Source organism: Empedobacter sp. UBA5987 (genome assembly GCF_002429865.1).
Lineage (GTDB): Bacteria > Bacteroidota > Bacteroidia > Flavobacteriales > Weeksellaceae > Empedobacter > Empedobacter falsenii_B.
On record NZ_DJBB01000012.1, the window covers coordinates 1 to 18,199 of the forward strand.

At 30.4% G+C, this 18,199-nt stretch carries 15 protein-coding genes; 3 read left to right on the plus strand and 12 right to left on the minus strand.

The genetic code is table 11. The annotated features are described in order from the left end of the window. Window positions 1–173 precede the first annotated feature (173 nt). Window positions 174–836 carry an ATP-binding cassette domain-containing protein gene (locus B3J26_RS01370; protein ID WP_291072839.1) on the plus strand — a complete coding sequence of 221 codons (663 nt, stop codon included), beginning with the start codon at window positions 174–176 and terminating at the stop codon, window positions 834–836. 29 nt (window positions 837–865) lie between these two features. Here B3J26_RS01370 and B3J26_RS01375 read toward each other — a convergent pair whose 3' ends face one another. The 3 genes from B3J26_RS01375 to B3J26_RS01385 form a co-directional block, all read right to left on the minus strand. Next, complete coding sequence (locus tag B3J26_RS01375) at window positions 866–2,725, minus strand: LTA synthase family protein (protein ID WP_291072841.1); 1,860 nt, start codon at window positions 2,723–2,725, stop codon at window positions 866–868. Between the two features lie 283 nt (window positions 2,726–3,008). Beyond that, the gene (rimM, locus tag B3J26_RS01380) at window positions 3,009–3,533 is read right to left on the minus strand and encodes a ribosome maturation factor RimM (RefSeq protein WP_125349534.1); all 525 of its coding nucleotides are present in this window, start codon (window positions 3,531–3,533) and stop codon (window positions 3,009–3,011) included. Between the two features lie 24 nt (window positions 3,534–3,557). Further along, window positions 3,558–4,085 carry a 30S ribosomal protein S16 gene (locus tag B3J26_RS01385; protein WP_180905332.1) on the minus strand — a complete coding sequence of 176 codons (528 nt, stop codon included), beginning with the start codon at window positions 4,083–4,085 and terminating at the stop codon, window positions 3,558–3,560. Window positions 4,086–4,257: 172 nt separating this feature from the next. Here B3J26_RS01385 and B3J26_RS01390 point away from each other — a divergent pair, with 172 nt between their 5' ends. Both B3J26_RS01390 and B3J26_RS01395 read left to right on the plus strand, forming a co-directional pair. Further along, window positions 4,258–4,857, plus strand: coding sequence for an HD domain-containing protein (locus B3J26_RS01390; RefSeq protein WP_291072844.1), 600 nt, complete (start codon window positions 4,258–4,260; stop codon window positions 4,855–4,857). A 33-nt stretch (window positions 4,858–4,890) separates the two neighbouring features. After that, complete coding sequence (locus B3J26_RS01395; RefSeq protein ID WP_291072846.1) at window positions 4,891–6,483, plus strand: S41 family peptidase; 1,593 nt, start codon at window positions 4,891–4,893, stop codon at window positions 6,481–6,483. 94 nt (window positions 6,484–6,577) lie between these two features. Here the strand turns inward: B3J26_RS01395 and B3J26_RS01400 are convergent, their stop codons facing one another. The 9 genes from B3J26_RS01400 to B3J26_RS01440 form a co-directional block, all read right to left on the minus strand. Continuing rightward, complete coding sequence (locus B3J26_RS01400; RefSeq protein WP_349679500.1) at window positions 6,578–7,087, minus strand: class I SAM-dependent methyltransferase; 510 nt, start codon at window positions 7,085–7,087, stop codon at window positions 6,578–6,580. Window positions 7,088–7,447: 360 nt separating this feature from the next. Next, window positions 7,448–8,452, minus strand: a complete 1,005-nt coding sequence (locus B3J26_RS01405; RefSeq protein ID WP_291072848.1) for an FAD:protein FMN transferase — start codon at window positions 8,450–8,452, stop codon at window positions 7,448–7,450. Between the two features lie 128 nt (window positions 8,453–8,580). Further along, complete coding sequence (locus B3J26_RS01410; RefSeq protein ID WP_291072850.1) at window positions 8,581–10,770, minus strand: PepSY domain-containing protein; 2,190 nt, start codon at window positions 10,768–10,770, stop codon at window positions 8,581–8,583. 1 nt (window position 10,771) lies between these two features. Further along, complete coding sequence (locus B3J26_RS01415) at window positions 10,772–11,263, minus strand: DUF2271 domain-containing protein (protein ID WP_125349871.1); 492 nt, start codon at window positions 11,261–11,263, stop codon at window positions 10,772–10,774. Window positions 11,264–11,271: 8 nt separating this feature from the next. Next, window positions 11,272–12,735, minus strand: a complete 1,464-nt coding sequence (locus B3J26_RS01420) for an ankyrin repeat domain-containing protein (RefSeq protein ID WP_291072851.1) — start codon at window positions 12,733–12,735, stop codon at window positions 11,272–11,274. 178 nt (window positions 12,736–12,913) lie between these two features. After that, on the minus strand, window positions 12,914–13,525 hold the full coding sequence (gene hisIE, locus B3J26_RS01425; protein ID WP_280049037.1) for a bifunctional phosphoribosyl-AMP cyclohydrolase/phosphoribosyl-ATP diphosphatase HisIE: 612 nt from the start codon (window positions 13,523–13,525) through the stop codon (window positions 12,914–12,916). Continuing rightward, on the minus strand, window positions 13,522–14,274 hold the full coding sequence (gene hisF, locus B3J26_RS01430) for an imidazole glycerol phosphate synthase subunit HisF (protein ID WP_125349874.1): 753 nt from the start codon (window positions 14,272–14,274) through the stop codon (window positions 13,522–13,524). The genes hisIE and hisF overlap by 4 nt, the downstream gene beginning before the upstream one ends. 1 nt (window position 14,275) lies before the next feature. Then, window positions 14,276–14,989, minus strand: a complete 714-nt coding sequence (hisA, locus tag B3J26_RS01435; protein ID WP_291072854.1) for a 1-(5-phosphoribosyl)-5-[(5-phosphoribosylamino)methylideneamino]imidazole-4-carboxamide isomerase — start codon at window positions 14,987–14,989, stop codon at window positions 14,276–14,278. 75 nt (window positions 14,990–15,064) lie between these two features. Next, window positions 15,065–18,184: a S41 family peptidase gene (locus B3J26_RS01440; RefSeq protein WP_291072856.1), complete on the minus strand. Its 3,120-nt coding sequence runs from the start codon at window positions 18,182–18,184 to the stop codon at window positions 15,065–15,067. Window positions 18,185–18,199: the final 15 nt, after the last annotated feature.

Below are 18,199 nucleotides of genomic sequence, written 5' to 3' on the forward strand. Positions count from 1 at the left end.
ATTATTCACACAATAAACAGAAACCAAAATAGAAATATTAACAACTCAAAAATTAATATTTTCTAAATGCACTACGGGTTATTATAATTTCAGGTTATCAAAAATAAAACTGTTTACATTTTCTTTCATAATAACTTTACTATTAAGCTTTTTAATTTTAATCACTTATAATTATGTCTTTATTAGAAATTGATAGTATTCAGAAATTTCACAAACAACATAAGCTTTTAAATTCAATATATTTACAAATAAATACAAATGATATTATTGCTATTGTAGGAAGAAGTGGAAGTGGTAAAACAACTTTATTTGATGTGATTTTTGGTTCCAAAGAAAGTGAACAAAAATTCATTAGACTAGATGGAATTGTAAAAAATAATGCTTTTGAAATAAAAGAAGGATTGGGATTTGCAACTCAATTCAATCATTTCCCTAAATTTCTTAAAGTAAAAAACTTAATCCGTTTATTCTTCAAGAATAAATCTGAAAATGATATTTTTATTAATGATCCTGAAATTGAAAAAATTTTAAATTTTAGAATTAAAGATTTATCTTATGGTATACAACGTTATTTACAAATAAAAATATATTTATTTTCTAATAATAAATTTTGTATTCTAGATGAACCTTTCGCTGGATTATCTCCATTATTAATTGATAAGATTTCTAACTTTATTGTTGAACAATCAAAAAGTAAAGGGATTATAATATCCGACCATCAATATGACTATGTACTAAAAATTTCAACCAAAAATTACTATTTGAAAGATGGTCATCTTTTTTCTTTTGAAAATAAAAATGAGTTGATAAACTTGGGTTATATTAACAAGTTTTAATCGTAATGCTTGCGTTAATCATTTTTAAATTAATTATTTTCTAAAGTTAATTTATTATTTATTATTCTAGTATTGTAGGACTGAATATAGGCTTTTATAAAATTTTCCATATCATTTTTCTTTTTTGCCTCTTTTTTCATCAAGTTGTTTTTCAGTAATGGATCTTTTTTCCAATTGTAAAGTCCTAGTGATTTCTGACCATCAAAAGCTAAATAATAATCTCCCATTTCAAGATTATAAACATTATCTAAATAATTAACATTAAAATTTTTATTAGAAAGATATGATTTACCAAAGGTTATAACTTTTTCATTTAATTGTAAATAATCCATCAAACTTGGAAGAATATCAACTTGTTGAAAATTTTTCTCAACCTTTGCAACCATTTTAGCATCGTTTGGAACATAAAATAAAATTGGAATTCTAAATTTTCCTATATTATTTTTATAGATAGCTTCTTTACCTGTGGAAGAAGTATGGTCTGATGTAATTACAAAAATGGTGTTATTATACCAGTTCGTTTTTTTAGCCGACTCAAAAAACTTTTTAAGTGAATAATCTGCATAAGCAATAGATTCATGAATCTCTGTAGTTCCTTTAGGAAACTTTCCTTTATATTTTTCTGGTATAGTAAATGGGGCATGAGATGAAATTGTGAAAAGTGTAGAGAAAAAAGGTTCTTTGAAAGTTGATAATTTTTTATTAAAAAATTGTAAAAAATCTTCATCAAAAACTCCCCATTTCCCATCAAAAGAAGAAGGACCTACATATTCATTTTTACCATAATACGTATCGTATCCTGCTAAATTTGCAAACTTATCAAAATTTTGACTTCCATTAAATGATCCATGAAAAAATGAAGTATTATATCCGTTAGCCTTTAGTATTTTAGGTAAACCATATGTTTTATCCAAAGAAAAACTTGATGTAATAAAGCTTTTATTCATCAAACTTGGAATACTTGTTATAGTAGAAGGGACTGCATCGATTGAAAGCTTTCCGTTAGCAAAAGCATTTTCAAAGAAATAACTTTTATTTATTAATGAATCTAAAAATGGAGTTTGTCCTCTTAGTATATTTTCTCTACCAAAACTTTCTAAAATCAATAATACAACATTCTTTTTGTTTGGTTTTTCGTAATTGAATTCTTGTATTGGATTAAAAATATGAAGTGCAACTTCATTAGAAAAATAATGTACAGGTTTTAATTCATTTTTTTTGCTTAATGAATGCAAAACCGTAAACGGCGTATTTAGAACTAAAGCTGAATTTCCTATACTTCCATATTCTGCTGCTGTTACAACTTGTAGCGGTTTTTTATCTATACCTCTCCCTAAAAGAAAAAAAATGATTAATCCTAAAACAATGGAAAAAATTGATTTATTTAAACTTAATGATTGTATATGCTTATACTTTATTTTTTTTAATAAAAACCAAAATAAAAATAAATTAAGAAATATAAACAATGGAATCTGCCAATAATCCAATAAATATGATTTTAATAAACCTCCTATTTCATTAGACATTCCCTCTGCAGTTATCATACTAAATGAGCTCCTCCTTCCTACAAATCTAAAATATTCATAATCGATAAAATTAAGTGATAGAAAAAAACCATTAATAATAAAAAAACTATAAAATAAAAACTTCTGATACTTCCTATTACTTTCTAGTTTTCCAGGTAAAAAATGTAAGAAAATAAATATTATATTAATGTAAGCTATTATTGATAAGTCAAAAATTAATCCTCCTTTAAAAGTCATGTAATTAATTTCTGGAAAAAAAGATAAATTATAATAATAAAAGCCTAATCTATTTATTTGATATAAAACAAGAACTAAAAAAATTCGTATTATAAATAATTTAAAAATATTCAAATTTATTTTCATTATTTCTTAACTTTTTTTTGCAAAATTAAATAAAACATATCGATTTATAAAATTATTATCACAATAATAATTTTAATTAAATTCATCTTACTTATGAAAATAAAAATGAGTTGATAAACTTGGGTTATATTAACAAGTTTTAATCGTAATGCTTGCGTTAGTGATTGTAGTGGAAATCCTTTTATAAAAAATAATATGACATCCAATAACTGCTATTGTTTTCTTTTTTTATAAAAGATTGCAACGGAAAGCACGCCCGATAGGGAACGCCCAAAAAATAATATTACCCCAAATAAATTTCTAATAATCCGTCTGGAATTTGAATAAGCATTGCTTTTTCTTCGCGATTAACTTCAAGAATCCATTCGTCAATCATCGGAATTAAGATTTCTTTTCCATTCGCATCTACTTCGAAATAAGCTTGCGCTGCAGAATCATTCACAGATTTTATAGTACCAACTTCTGTATTTGTTTGATCATAAATAGTGAAACCAACAATTTCGTGGTAATAAAAATCTGTTCCAGAAAGTTCTGGTAATGATTTTAGAGGTAAATAAAGTTCGCGATTGATTAATTTGTCGACATCTTCGTCTTCAACATCTTCAAATTTTACTAATAATTTTGTGCCTTGATAAGGCTGAGAAGTTTCGAAAAAAAATGGAACCAGTGTACCATCTTGCTCGATGAACACTGCTTCCAAAGTATCGTATAATTCTGGTTCGTCTGTATCCAAGTGAATGATTAAATTACCTTTGAAACCATGTCTCTTTGTAACTTTACCTAAATAGTAGCAATCATTTTTTGTCATTTGGAACGTCTCTGAACTTAAAAATTATTCTTCTGTAGCAACTTCTTCAGTTGTACCTTCTGCTTCTTCAGCAGGAGTTTCTTCAACTTGTGCAGCAGCTTCAGCTTCCTGAGCAGCTTTTACACGAGCTTCATTAACAGCTTTTTCAGCTTCTAATGCAGCAGCTTTAGCAGCAGCAGCACCTGAAGTTAAACCGTCTTTTTTAGCTTGAACTTTTTCACCTTTAGCTTCTAACCAAGCGTCGAAACGTTTGTCAGCTTCTTCTTGAGAAAACGCACCTTTAGCAACACCACCTAATAAGTGTTTTTTCATAAAAGCACCTTTGTAAGATAATAAAGCTTTAGCAGTATTAGTTGGCTCAGCACCAGTTTGTAACCATTTTACAGCAGAATCAACATTTAATTCTACAGTTGCAGGGTTAGTAATTGGGTTGTAAGTACCTAATTTTTCGATGAAACGACCATCACGTTTTGCTCTTGAGTCAGCAACTACGATGTGAAAGAATGGTTTTCCTTTACGACCATGTCTTTGTAATCTAATTCTTGTAGCCATAGTATAACTAATTATTTGGGGAACTCGTCCCGTTTTACAAATTTGAGGTGCAAATATACAATATTTTTGATAAATAATTATTTTAAAAGTGATTATTAAATTAATTCTGAAAAATCAAGTTTTTTGAATAATGATTCTGACGTATTTTTAAACTCGGAAATAAATTTAAAAAATGAACAAACAAGAAATACTTACTCAAACACAAGCTTATATCAAAAAAACTTTTTTAGATGAAGGAACAGGACACGATTATTTCCATATAGAACGTGTGGTAACAAATGCGAAGAAGATTTTGGAAACGGAAAATGCAGATTCTTTTTTGGTCGAATTAGCTGCTTGGACACACGATATTGGTGATTATAAATTACATAATGGAGTTGATAAATCGGAGGAATTAATTAGAGAATTTTTAGAATCAATTTATGTAGAAGAAACATCTATTCAGAAAGTATTGGAAATTGTTTCGCAAGTTTCATTTAGCAAAGGAAATAAACCAACAACTATCGAGGCTGAAATTGTGCAAGATGCTGATCGTTTAGATGCGATTGGAGCGGTTGGTATTGCGCGTTGTTTTGCATATGGCGGAAGTGTTGGTAATATTTTGTATAATCCATACGATAATTCGAAAGACGCTTCTAGTGTACAACATTTTTATGATAAATTATTTAGATTAAAAGAATTGATGAATACCAAAACAGCAAAAGAAATTGCTTTAAAACGTCATCAATATATGGAAAATTTTATCGAAAAATTTTATCAAGAAGTAAAATAATATTGTAACTTATTATTCATTTAATTATCCTTAATGCAACTAAAATTTACTCTAATTTATTTGTCACTTTTATTGATATGCAGTTGTGCTTCTGTCGAGAAATATAATGCAGATATTGATAAAGAGATTCCTGCGAATAAATTGAAAAAAGATGTAGATTTTGTTTATAAAAAACTAAAAAGATATCATCCAAAATTAGATTTATATACTTCTCAAGAACAAATTGATTATAAATTTGATAGTCTTAAAAAGTCAATTGATAAACCATTGAAACCAAATGATTTTTATGTCAAGTTTTTTCCGATTTTCGAAAGTTTAGAACATGGTCATACAGATATTTATCCGATATATAAACGATTAGAAAAGAGCAAGGAAAAAAAATACAAAGAATCTAAATCTGCTTTTAGTGATTATAGTTTTTTTTGGCAAAATGATTCAGTTTTTTTAGTGACAGATTACAGTAAAATCAATCCGATTAATCAAGGTTCAGTTTTGCTTTATATAGATAGTGTTTCTACAAAGTATTTATACGATAAATATAAAAAAAGTATTTATGGAGATGGTGAAAATCAAACTTTTTCGGATAATGTCTTTAACCGAACTTTTCTCAATTATTTTACTTTAGAAAATGGAATTAAAGATTCGGTTGAATTAACTTTTAAAATGGGGAATTCAATCATCCGAAAAAAAACATTTCGTACCTATCCAAAACCTAAAAATGATAAGATTTCAGAACTACCAAAAATTACAAAAGAGCAGAAAGAAGTTGAGCGAAAAGTTAGGATAAAACAAAAGAAATACGGCTATTCTAAAAGTTCCAAAACCTATTCCAAAGATTTGACTTTTCCTACGAACGACAGTACGATTGCGGTGTTAAAAGTAACTGATTTCAGGAAAGGAAAAATACGCGAACTATATAAAGAGGTTTTTACGGATATCAAGAATCATAAAGTTCAAAATTTAGTTCTTGATCTTCGCAACAATGGTGGTGGTTACCTAAAAGATTCGCACTATTTATACGCTTATTTGGTCGATGATTCCAAGGCATTTTTAGGTGAAAAAATCGTCGCGAACAAAACCTCTTTTGGCAAGTCGTTGTACAATCTTTTTCCCGTTTATTCCTATCCGTTGCTTTGGTTGGGATCGGGTTATACTTATTTTTCGACGTCAAAAAATGCTAAAAATGAATACGAATTGCACATGCCTTTTTCGCATGTCAAAATAGATAAAGAGCTCGTGTATCACCACAATTTGTATGTCATTATAAATGGTGGTTCTTACTCTGCTTCGGCGTTGATTTCGGCTAATCTTCAACTAAAAAATCGAGCATTTTTTGTAGGTGAAGAAACGGGAGGAGATTTTAATGGAACGGTTGCTGGGTTGATGCCAAAATTTACGTTGCCCAATTCCAAACTCAAAATTTCAGTAGGTACAGTTTATCTTTCTCCAACGGAAAAACGAGAAGAACAGGCACATGGTGTTTATCCAAACCAACTTATTCAGCCTAATTTGCAAGATAAAATTAAACGTACAGATGCTGAACTGAAATGGATTTTAAATGATATCAAAAAAGGAAATATCAAATACAATAAAGTTTTAAAAAAAGAAAATCATCTCCTGAATTAAGGAGATGATTTTTATATTCTGGGCGTTCGAGCGGGCTTTTCGTTTCAATATTTGCTCAACAGCAAAGGATTTCCACTGCAATCCCTAACGCATTTTATTTTCTGTTAAAACTACAGAAAATAAAGTTCTGAATCGTATCAAATGGCGTTTTATGATCAATTGTAAAACATTCTATTTTCTCAAAATTAGCTTCAAAAGTTGAGGTTAACGACGTTTCATCATTTTGTTTTATTTCCAAACCACTACATTTTAATGGTCCATTTGTCGAAAAAGTTCCAATAACCATTTTTCCTTTTACAGCTTTCGAGACCAAATTTTGGTACTTTTTGATGTCATTTTCTTCTATTAAAAAATGAAAAACTGCTCTATCGTGCCAAATATCGTATTGTTCTGTAGGTTCAAATTCGGTGATATCAGCAACAATCCAAGTTACTTTTTCTGCATTATTTCCTAAACGCTTTTTTGCTCTTTCCAACGCATTTGCAGAAATATCCAAAACAGAAATATTTTCATATCCTTCTTCCAATAAAAAATCGACCAACTTACTATCTCCACCACCAATATCAATAATTTTAGCTGTTTTATCAGCTCCAAAAGAATGAATAAAATTTAAAGAAGTTTCTGGTTTTTCTTGTGTTCAACTCACTTCTTCTGGAGTTTTTACTTCATATATATGTTCCCAATGAGATTTTTTATTGTCGTTCATAGCTTTTGTATTTTGTTTAGGTGCAATTTCGACTTTTTATTTAAAATGAAGCATAACAAAAATTACAGAACTGAGTCTATTTTTTCTATAAAAAACACCTTTTACTAAATATAATGGTTATTATACACTTAAATAATTTAAGCTAAATTATTGATATTGCGAAAGTGCTGTTTTGGATAAATAAAATTGATTCAGAAACTTCTTTGTAAGGAGCATTTTTACGTTGAAACTGCATATCTAAATCACCATTTTTAAGTGTTATTTCTCAAGTTTTCGTTTAATTTTTTTGTAGTTTTTTGAACGAATAATCTTCCCTTTATCTGTAATAAAAAGAGCAGCGTAATCTTTTTGTTGATTGATTAAATTCAATCCTTTTTCTTTTCCTAAAACCATGATAGAAGTGCTAAAACCATTACACATTTCAGCATCCGGACCAATAACTGTAACCCCTGTTAATCCTGTTGAAGGAATTCCAGTTTTGGGATCAATAATGTGTGAATAGCGAACTTCATCAATCAAAATAAATTTTTCGTAATCACCAGAAGTTGTAACTGCAGCATTTTTCATTGAGAGAATATCCAACATTTTATGACGATTAAATGGATTTGTAATTCCAATTTTCCAAGCTTCTCCATTTGGTTGATTTCCCCAAGTTGTCATATCACCAGAAGCATCAATTATACCCGCTTGTATTCCTAGGTCTTGCATGAAAGTTCGTGCTTTTTGTGCTGCATAACCTTTTCCTGTTGAACCAAAACCGATTTTCATTCCAATTTTTTTTAAGAATATTGTTGAATTTTCTTCATCTAAAATAATGTTTTGATAACCGATTTTTTCGATGGCTTTTGAAATTTCTTCCTGAGTTGGAATCTTTTCCATTGAACCATCAAATTTCCATATTTTGTCCATTGCCGCAAAGCTAATGTCAAAAGCACCATCGGTTAGTTGCGAAAAATAAATCGCACGCTTTGTTAAGTCAAAAACTTCTCGATCTACTTTTATCGCTTTTATTCCCGCATTTTGATTGACAAGAGAAACTTGCGAAGTTGGTTTCCAATCAGAAATCAAATTCTCAATTCTAATCATTTCATCAATTGCTTTATTGATGTTTTTTTCAACGGAAATAGAATCGGAATCAACCAATGTAATTTTGAATTTACTTCCCATTAAAATTGTATCTCTAACTCCAACCGTTTGAGCATTCATCGGAGTTAGAACATACAATAGTATAAAAGTGAATATATTTTTTAGAATGAATTTCATTTTGGTTTATTCATTTGTTATTCTGAGTTTATCGAAAAGTATAAAGCTTAAAGATACCTCGACAAGCTCGGTATGACAGGTATTAGGTTATTCTGAACTTGTTTTAGGATTGCATCAAAATTATTTTTCTAGTAACAATCCGTCAAAAATTGCCCATTTGTTTTGAATTCTTCGAATGATTTATTCAAATGTTCTTGACAGATTTGTTCCAAAACTTTCTCTACATCATGTTGCATTGTGAGAGCACCACAAATCATAAGAATTCCACCATTTTGTAATGTTTCAGCAAAGAATTTAGCATCACGATTGACTAAATCCATCACATACTGTTTATTTTCTTCACGAGAAAATGCAATGTGAAATTGACTCAAATGATTCGTAAAAATTTGTTTCGTAGCAAATTCTTGATAAGATTTTGTTGTTTCATTATCATGTCTGAAACCACAGTATAAATGCGTTTCAATATTTTTTGAATTCTCATCAATCATCCCAAGAAAAGGTGCAATTCCTGTTCCGTTTGCAATCATCACAACTTTTGAAGCTTTTGGAAATCTAAAGGCTTTATTTTTTACAATTCGAGCTTTAATCGTAGAATTTTGAACCAAATTATATAAATATTGAGAACCTAATCCAAACTCATGCAATTTTACAATTAACTGTAATTTATTATCTACTTTTCCAACCGAATATAAGCGTTCTTTGTGATCACTTTCGGGATAAATTGCTAATAAATCTCCAGATTTGAATTTCTCTTTTACATCTAAAATAACTTTAAATGTAGCATCTTCTTGTGTGATTTTAGTGGTAGAAATAACCTTAACATTTTTCAGTTCTGGTGCTTTTCCAACATACATCGCAGGCGTTGTTGCTAACGGAATATCTGTCGTTTCTTTGTATGCAATGACCCAATTTGTGAATTCTTCTGGCGATTTATCATTTACCGTTTTCAAATTCAATAATCGCGTTGCCCATTTTTGATCATTCAACCATTTGTCAACTTTAATTGCATATCCACAATAATCTGAATATGCTCTTGAGCCAAATCCTACAACCGAAAATTCGATGGATTGGTTTTGTGGAAATTGTGTGATTAATTGTTCAAATTTCTTAGCATTCGCAGGCGCATCACCAATTCCATAAGTTGAGGTAAAAATGATGAGTTGTTTTGCTTTTGGATAAATTTCATATTGATTCATCTGAGCGATGAATGATTTTTTTCCGTTTGCTAAAAATTGTTCTTGAATTTTTGAAGCAAAACCAACAGTTGCACCATTTTCAGAACCAACTAAAAGGATAATTTCAGCTTCGTTAGCTTTATATTTATTTTTGCCAATTTTCGTTTTTGTACGTTTGAACGTAATTACAAATCCTGACCAAATAAAGAATAAAATGTTAAGCGAAGCAATTCCTAAAATCGCAGCCCAAATAACATTGGTGCGACCTGTATGTAAATCGATATTGAATTTTTCTACAATTGCTGAATAAGGATTCAACGATTCTGAAATAATCGCTCCATTTACTTGATTCACCGAAACCGATTTTTTTCTTAAATGAACGATAAATGGTTCTGCTTCATCATCTGGAATAAAAGGAAATTCAATCTTTTCAACACTACTTAATTTCGTGTTTTTGAAGAATTCAATGTCTTTTAAATCTTTTGGTTGTAAATTTTCTTTAGCTTGATGCTCAATTTCTTTTGGTTGACCAACTAAAGGTTCTAATCGCGCTAAGAAAATCAATGTTCCTGTTAATGCAATGATTAAAACTGGAATTAATAACCAACGTCCAGTTACAACATGAAAATATTGTGAAAAGGAGTCTTTGTTAACTTTTATAAAGAAATTTAGAATTCCTTGTTGACGTTTTACGATTAAGATTAATCCACTTATTGAAATTAACATCAATAAAAAAGATACGACACCAACAATTGCTCGTCCTGTTTCTTTTAGAAATAATGAACGGTGCAAGGCTGTGACCCAATTGATGAAATCACTTTTTGGAACAATCTCACCAATCTTTTTTCCTGTTGTAGGATCAATGTAAGATTTGATCGAATTTCCATCTTCGTCCATCGCATCAATTGTCACAAAATCATTGTGATCAACTTTTACTTCTATTATTTCAAAATAATGCTCGCGCAAAGTTGGTAAAACTTGCGCGAGTGTTATGTTATCGAAATTTTCTACTTTGTATGCGGGCGATTTTTCGTTTATTGCATCAACAGCCAAAATTACTCCTGTGATAGATAGAATAACTAAAAATGCTGAAGATAAAATTGCAAGACTCAAATGCGCATATCTCCAAATAGATAATGTCATTTTATTGAACTTTTATAAAACGTACGGCTTTAATATAAACTGAACCTTTGATACCTGCTTTGTTGTCTAAATCCGAAGAATTTAATGCAACTTCAGCATCTTTTGCGACGTATTTTTGAGTTTCTACAGCAGATTCAAAACGTAATTTGTATCCTTTATTCAATTTTGCAGTATCAAACTCGATGACACGTGTAGCTCTCGCTCCTCCAGCAACTGAAGCACCTGTGATTCCGTTTAATTTTTCTTTCTTTTTACTATTGAATTTGTGCCATTCTTTTAACGTGTTATACCACTCGTTATCTGTTCCCAAAACACCTAAAGTTTTTTCGTATTGTCCTTTTGGATTGATTAATGAAATCACTACATAGGCTTCTTTTCCCGTGTAATTATTCATCTGAATCATTGTTTTGTATTTTGTTGTTTGTGCAAAAGTGGCAGTTGCCATTAAGATTACAACTAATCCAACTAATTTTTTGATTAAGTTAAATTTCATCTCCTTCATTATTTTAAAAAGTCAATAGACACATTATTTTTCTTTAAGAATTCATTTTCTCTAGCCAAATCATAAGCTGTTTCGTCAAATTCTGTTTTAATATCTTTTTTCGCTCCAGCAGCAACCAAAGTTTTTAAGATTGCATCATCTTTCGCAATCAAAGCTGCTTTGTGTAAAGCTGTATTTCCGTCTTCATCTTGTGTATTAAGATACACACCTAATTCAATCGCTTTTTTCACCAAATTTACATTTCCTTTATCAACAGCAATGTGTAGCAAAGTTGCACTTTTACTTTGAGTAGCTTTAAAATCAACTTTTGCATTTGTTAATAAAGCTTGTTTTTCTGCGAATGATTCATCATTTGGTTTGAAAGAATTGAACCAATAATAAGCCAAATTATTTCCATCTTTATCTACAATATCAGCTTTAGCGCCTTTTTCTAACAATAAAGCAACGATTTGAGATGTTCCAGAAGCAACAGCTTTCGTTAAAGCTGACTCACCATTTTTATTAATCGCATTTACATTATTTGCTTTTGATAAAAATGTATTGATTAAATCTGTGTTTTTTCCTCCAGCAGCAACCATTAATGCAGTGTTTCCTTCTTTATCAGCAATTTTAGCATCAACACCTTTTGATAAGATAAAGTTGATTGTTTCTGAGTTTCCTCTGCGAGATAAAGCATATAATAATGTTTGTCCGTCTGGATTTAACGCTTTTGGATTTAATTTATATTTTGTAATTAATTCTTGGAAAACTTCTACACCATTTTCTTTTGTTCTCGAACCTTGAGTGGCAAAAAATAAAGCTTGATCTGTAGGTTTTACACCTTTCGCGATTAATTTATCTATGATTGATAAGTTTCCTAATTTTGCAGCATAATCCGCTATAGTACGTCCGTTAGCGTCTTTTTCGCTTAATGATAAACCTTTCGAAATAAAGTATTCTGTTACTTTTAAATCATCATCATTTGCAATTGCTTCCATAATTAAGTTAGTCCCATTTTCTCCTTTAACTTTTGGATTGGCACCAGCTTTAATTAACGCATCGTAAACCGCTATATTTTGATTTCCAGCACTTGCAGCATACGTAATCACATCGTAACCATGGCTGTCTTTGTAGTGAACATCAGAACCTTTGGCTAATAAATAATTTACCAATTCTAAATTCCCCGCAGCCGCAGCCCATTGAAGATAAATTCTTGAGTGATGCGTTTTTTTATCAATAGAATTTCCTTCTTGTTCAATTAAAAATTTAGTCACATTAAAATCTGCTTTATTGTTAATCGCTATCACAACAGGATCAAAGAAACCACCATTTTGAAAAGAAGGACTATTTCCTTTCGAAATTTCAGTTTTTACAGTTTCTATTGTTGGATTATTTTTCCAAAAACCAGCGTCCATCAACGTATTCGTTTGAGCTTGAATAAATGAAGCAACAAGGATAGCAGCAGAAATGAATAATTTTTTCATATGAATAGAATATATTGTAATGATTATTTAGACTAATTTTAATTTGATTTCAAAAGTATTATTTTTATTTATATTAATTCTAATTAAATTAAATAAATTTGGCTAATTCTGCTAAACATCAGTTTTTTGAAAACAAAAAAGATTGCTAATCTGCAATCTTTTATATTTCTAAACTACTTTACTCAGCTCGTCTTGGACCATTTTCTCTTGATTTCAAAACATTTTCTACATCTTCTAATTTGAAACCTTTGGCTTTCAATAAAATTAAATAATGATACATTAAATCCGCGGCTTCATTAATAAATAAATCATCGTTGTTGTCTTTGGCTTCAATCACCAATTCAACTGCTTCTTCACCTACTTTTTGCGCAACCTTATTGATTCCTCTTTTGAATAATTTGTTGGTATACGAATCTGGATCATTGTCCAAATCAATTCTATCGTTAATGGTTTGTTCTAATTCATATACAAATCCGTGGTTGGTTTCTTCTTTAAAACAAGTCGTAGAACCCGTATGACAAGTTGGTCCAAAAGGTTTTGCTTTGATTAAAACTGTATCGTTGTCGCAATCAACCGCAATTGATTTAACCTCTAAGAAGTTTCCTGATTCTTCACCTTTTGTCCATAATCTATTTTTTGAACGAGAATAAAAGGTCACTTTTCCAATTTCTTGGGTTTTGTTAAAAGCTTCTTCGTTCATATAACCTAACATCAAAACTCTATTGTTAAGATAATTTTGAATAATAACGGGAACTAATCCGTCATTACTTTTATTGAAATCGATCTTCATCGTATCGGAATATTTTGTTCTTTTAAATAACTTTTAAGCGTCGGAATTGGAATTTCACCAAAGTGAAAAATACTTGCAGCCAATCCACCACTTGCTTTGGTTTGGGTAAAAATTTCTGTAAAATGCTCCATTTTTCCTGCTCCACCAGAAGCAATTACTGGAAGATTTACAGCATCAGCAACCGCTTTTGTAATATCAATTTTGAAACCAGCTTTTGTTCCATCGCCATCCATAGACGTTAACAGAATCTCGCCAGCGCCTAATTCTTCTACTTTTTTGACCCAATCTAACGTTTCCCATTCGGTTTCAATTTTTCCACCGCTTACGAAAACTTTTTGTGTTCCATTTACATCGCGAGTATCTACTGCAACGACTACACATTGCGATCCAAATCGAGCTGCTAAATCTGCAATTAATTGAGGATTTTTGACAGCCGAAGAATTAACGGAAACTTTATCTGCACCAGCTTTGATGACCGCCGAAGCATCTTCCACAGAATTAATTCCGCCACCAACTGTAAACGGAATATTAATAGCTGAAGCAATTTTTTCAACCATTTCAGCTAAGGTTTTACGTTTTTCTAAAGTCGCTGTGATATCCAAAAAGACTAATTCATCAGCACCTTCTTCTACATATTTTTTTGCTAATTCCACTGGATCTCCCGCATCGCGTAAGCCCACGAAATTAACACCTTTTACCGTTCGTCCATCTTTGATGTCGAGACATGGTATGATTCTTTTCTTCAGCATATTAGTACAATTGTTTTAAGTCTTTCAATTGAATTCTCCCTTCGTAAATCGCTTTTCCAAGAATTGCTCCTTCGCAGCCTAATTCTTTTATTTTGATTAGATCATCGATTGAAGAAACGCCACCAGAAGCAATTAATTTGACCTCCGAAGTAGCTAAAATTTCTGCATATAATTCGTTTGAAGCTCCTTCTAACATTCCGTCTTTCGCGATGTCTGTACAAATCACATAATCAATACCTTTGGTTTTATATTCTTGAATAAAATCTATCACATCTAATTCTGACGTTTCTAACCAACCATGTGTTGCTATTTTTCGATCTTTAGCATCTGCACCTAAAATGATTTTATCGCTTCCATACTGTGAAATCCATTCTTGAAATAATGTTGGATTTTGAACCGCAATACTTCCTCCAGTAATTTGGTTTGCGCCACATTCAAAAGCAATTCTAATATCATCATTAGCCTTAATTCCACCTCCAAAATCAACTTTTAAATTGGTTTTAGAAGCAATAAATTCTAACGTTTTATAATTAATGATTTGTTTTGATTTAGCTCCATCTAAATCTACTAAGTGCAAATATTCGATACCATAATCCTCGAACTCTTTTGCTACTTCCAAAGGGTTTTCGTTGTATATTTTTTTTGTATCGTAATTGCCTTGTGACAATCGAACGCATTTTCCGTCGATAATATCTATAGCTGGTATGATTCTCATTATTCTTTAGTTTTAAGGTGTAAGACATAAGATCTAAGGTGTAACTTATTACGCCTTACAACTTAAGTCTTAAATTTATTTTAATTCTTTCATGACCTCTTGGATTGCACGCTCCAATTGAGGATCTTTATTTTCTAATCGATCTAAGAATGTATTTTTAATATAAATGTCAGGTTTAACACCAGTTTTTTCTAAATTTTGTCCATCCAAAGTATAAGTTCCCCAACTTGGTAAACGATAAAACGAACCATCAACTAATCCTTTTCCAGAAGTAAAAATAATCCAACGATACGTTTCTTGACCGATGATTTTCCCTAATTTTAAGGCTTTGAATCCTGCGGCTGTCATTTCTGCATCGCTCAATGAGTATTCGTTAATTAATAAAACAATCGGTTTTCCTGACGGTGCAAAGTTCGGTTGAACAGTTAATTGTCCTTCACGATATTTCCATTTCAAATAAGGTCTTTGCGATAAAAAGTTCAAGACTTTATCATGCACATTTCCACCTGTATTGAAACGTAAATCTAAAATGACACCATCTTTTCTATTTTCTTGCTCGACCATGTCCAATAAAAACACATCCAATTCAGAAGTAGACATATTTTTCATGTACGAATAAGCGATTCTATCGTTGCTTAATTTTTTGACACGCTGACGATTTTCATAAATCCATTCATCATATAAAAGCGATTTCAATTCGTTATTTGAAATTGGATGAATCTTCGTCGAAATTGTTTTTCCTTTTCGGTCAAATTCAAGAGTTAATTCTTCTAATTTTTTAGGCGTTGTAAAATAAGTTTCACGATTTTGGTTTTGATCGATTTTTTGTCCATTTACACTCACTAAAATATCACCTTCTTGAACATCAACATTTTTAAGGAAAGCAGGAGATTTTCGTAAGATTTTTTCAACTGTAAAAGGTTGATCTTTTTTGAAAATAATTCCCGTTTCGTTTGTGAAATAATTCAATCTTCGACTTTCTTCTTTTCCGAAAGATGAAAAACCTAAATGCGAAGAATTTAATTCACCTAGCATATCATTTAGCAAAATTCTTAAATCATTTCGATTGTTTACATAAGGTAAAAACGTTGCGTATTGTTCTTTTTTCGCTTTCCAATCAATTCCATGAAAATTCTCATCATAGAAATTTTCTTCTACTCCAGCCCAAGCTTCTTCGTACATTTGACTGAATTCTGAAGCCAAGTTTTTATTGAAATTATATTTAATACTAACTTTTTCAGGATTTGTAGAATTAATACCAAATTTGTAAACAGAATTATCGATTAAAGCGTAAAGATTTTTTTCATTTTTCAAGATAAAATCAGCGCCTTTGTTGAATATTTTGTCTGTTTTATCTTCTTCAAAATCAGCGGTCGTTTTTCTGTATAACTGAAATTTACCATTTTCTTGGTTAGTATTATAGAATAAAAATTGCTTTTTATCATCCGCAAAAACAAAAGGATTTGTCTGATATCCAAAACGGTCTGTTACCAATTCAATTCTTTCTAAGAATCCTTCTGGATTAATAGTTAATGCTTTAAAATCGTTCTTTTCTTCTTTTTTCTCTTTCTTCTCAACCTTTTTTTCTTCGACAAATAAATTATCAAATTTTTCTGATTTATAAGCTTGATCAAACCAATCTAAAGAAGCACGATAAATACTCGATTCTTGCATTCCCAAAGGATAGGAAGGGTTTTTTCTGTCGCTTGAAAAATAAATGTATTTTCCGTCTGGTGACCAAGTAGGGTCAGCTTCTGAAACACCAGTATTTGTTAAATTAACCGTTGTATTTTTCTTGATGTTGTGAATAAAAATATCTAACTCGAAATTACGTTTTGCAGAGAATAACACATATTCATCATTTGGAGAAAAAGATGGTTTCGAATTTTGGAAAGCCCAAATTTCATCTTTAACAATTGTTGATGATTTAAGTGATTTCAAATCTAATAATCTTACTTCATCGCGTCCGCTTAAATAAACAGCTTGAGATAAATCATTGTTGAATGTAATGTCTCGATTATTTCTTAAATCAGAAGTTAATTGTTCAACTTTTCCTTTTCCGTCAGCCGAAATTTTAAACCAATTTTGGTAACCTTTATATGTTTGGTTGAAGATTAAATTTTTGTTGTCTTTTAACCATTTTACTTCTAAAACACGCTCTTTTCCATCAGAAATTTGATTGACAAATTTTCCTTCATTATCCGAAACAAAAATAATTCCTCTGCTTACAAAAGCTATTTTCTTTCCGTCAGGAGAAATATCAAAATAGTCAATATTATTTTCAACTTCAAAATTTTGCTCTTTTTCTAAAGATTTATTCGAATTGACATTAATTGTAAGTGGTTTCGATGTTTTAGTTTTGACATCATAAACAAATAATTGATAATCTTTTTCGAAAACAACTTTTGAACCATCAGCCGAAACAAAAGGTTTTTTAATCGAAGTTTCAAATTTTGTTAATGCTTCTTTTTTACCATTTGCTAATTGATATAAGTTGTATTCACCATTATTTTCGTCCGAAATAAAATAAATAATTCCGTTTTTATCAACTGTAGGATTGAAATCTTTTCCGTTGTAATCGGTATATTGTTTATAACTTTTTGTGGTTGGATTATATCCTAATAAATCTGGATTATTTTCTCCTTTGTATCTTTTTCGTGTAACTTGACTTGCGCTTTCAGACGAGTTGGTGAAAATATATTCGCCTTGAGGAGTTTCTACTAAACCATTTGTTGTGTTGAAATAATTTGTAAAAAGCGCTTCTGGTGTTTTGCCATCTAAATCAATTTTAAAACTTCCAAATCCATTATTTTGGTTTGATGTATAATAGATCGATTTACTATCCCAGCTCCAACTTTCGACTTCGTCTTTGGCTTGATGAAACGTTAATTGCTTGATTTGTCCACCATTTATAGGCATCACATAAATATCGTAATTCCCATATTGATTAGAACTAAACGCCAACCATTTTCCGTCTGGTGAAACACGAGGATTAATTTCTTCGCCTTCCAAAGCTGTTATTCTTGCCGCATTTCCACCGTTAATATCAGTTGACCAAATATCGCCATCGTAACTAAAATAAACTGTTTTAGCATCTGGACTTAAAGAAGGAGTAGAGGTGAAATACACTTTTTCCTGAGCAGAAACCTGCGAAATGGCGAAAGCACTAAGTAAAGTAAAAACTATTTTTTTCATGTGTGAGAATTTATA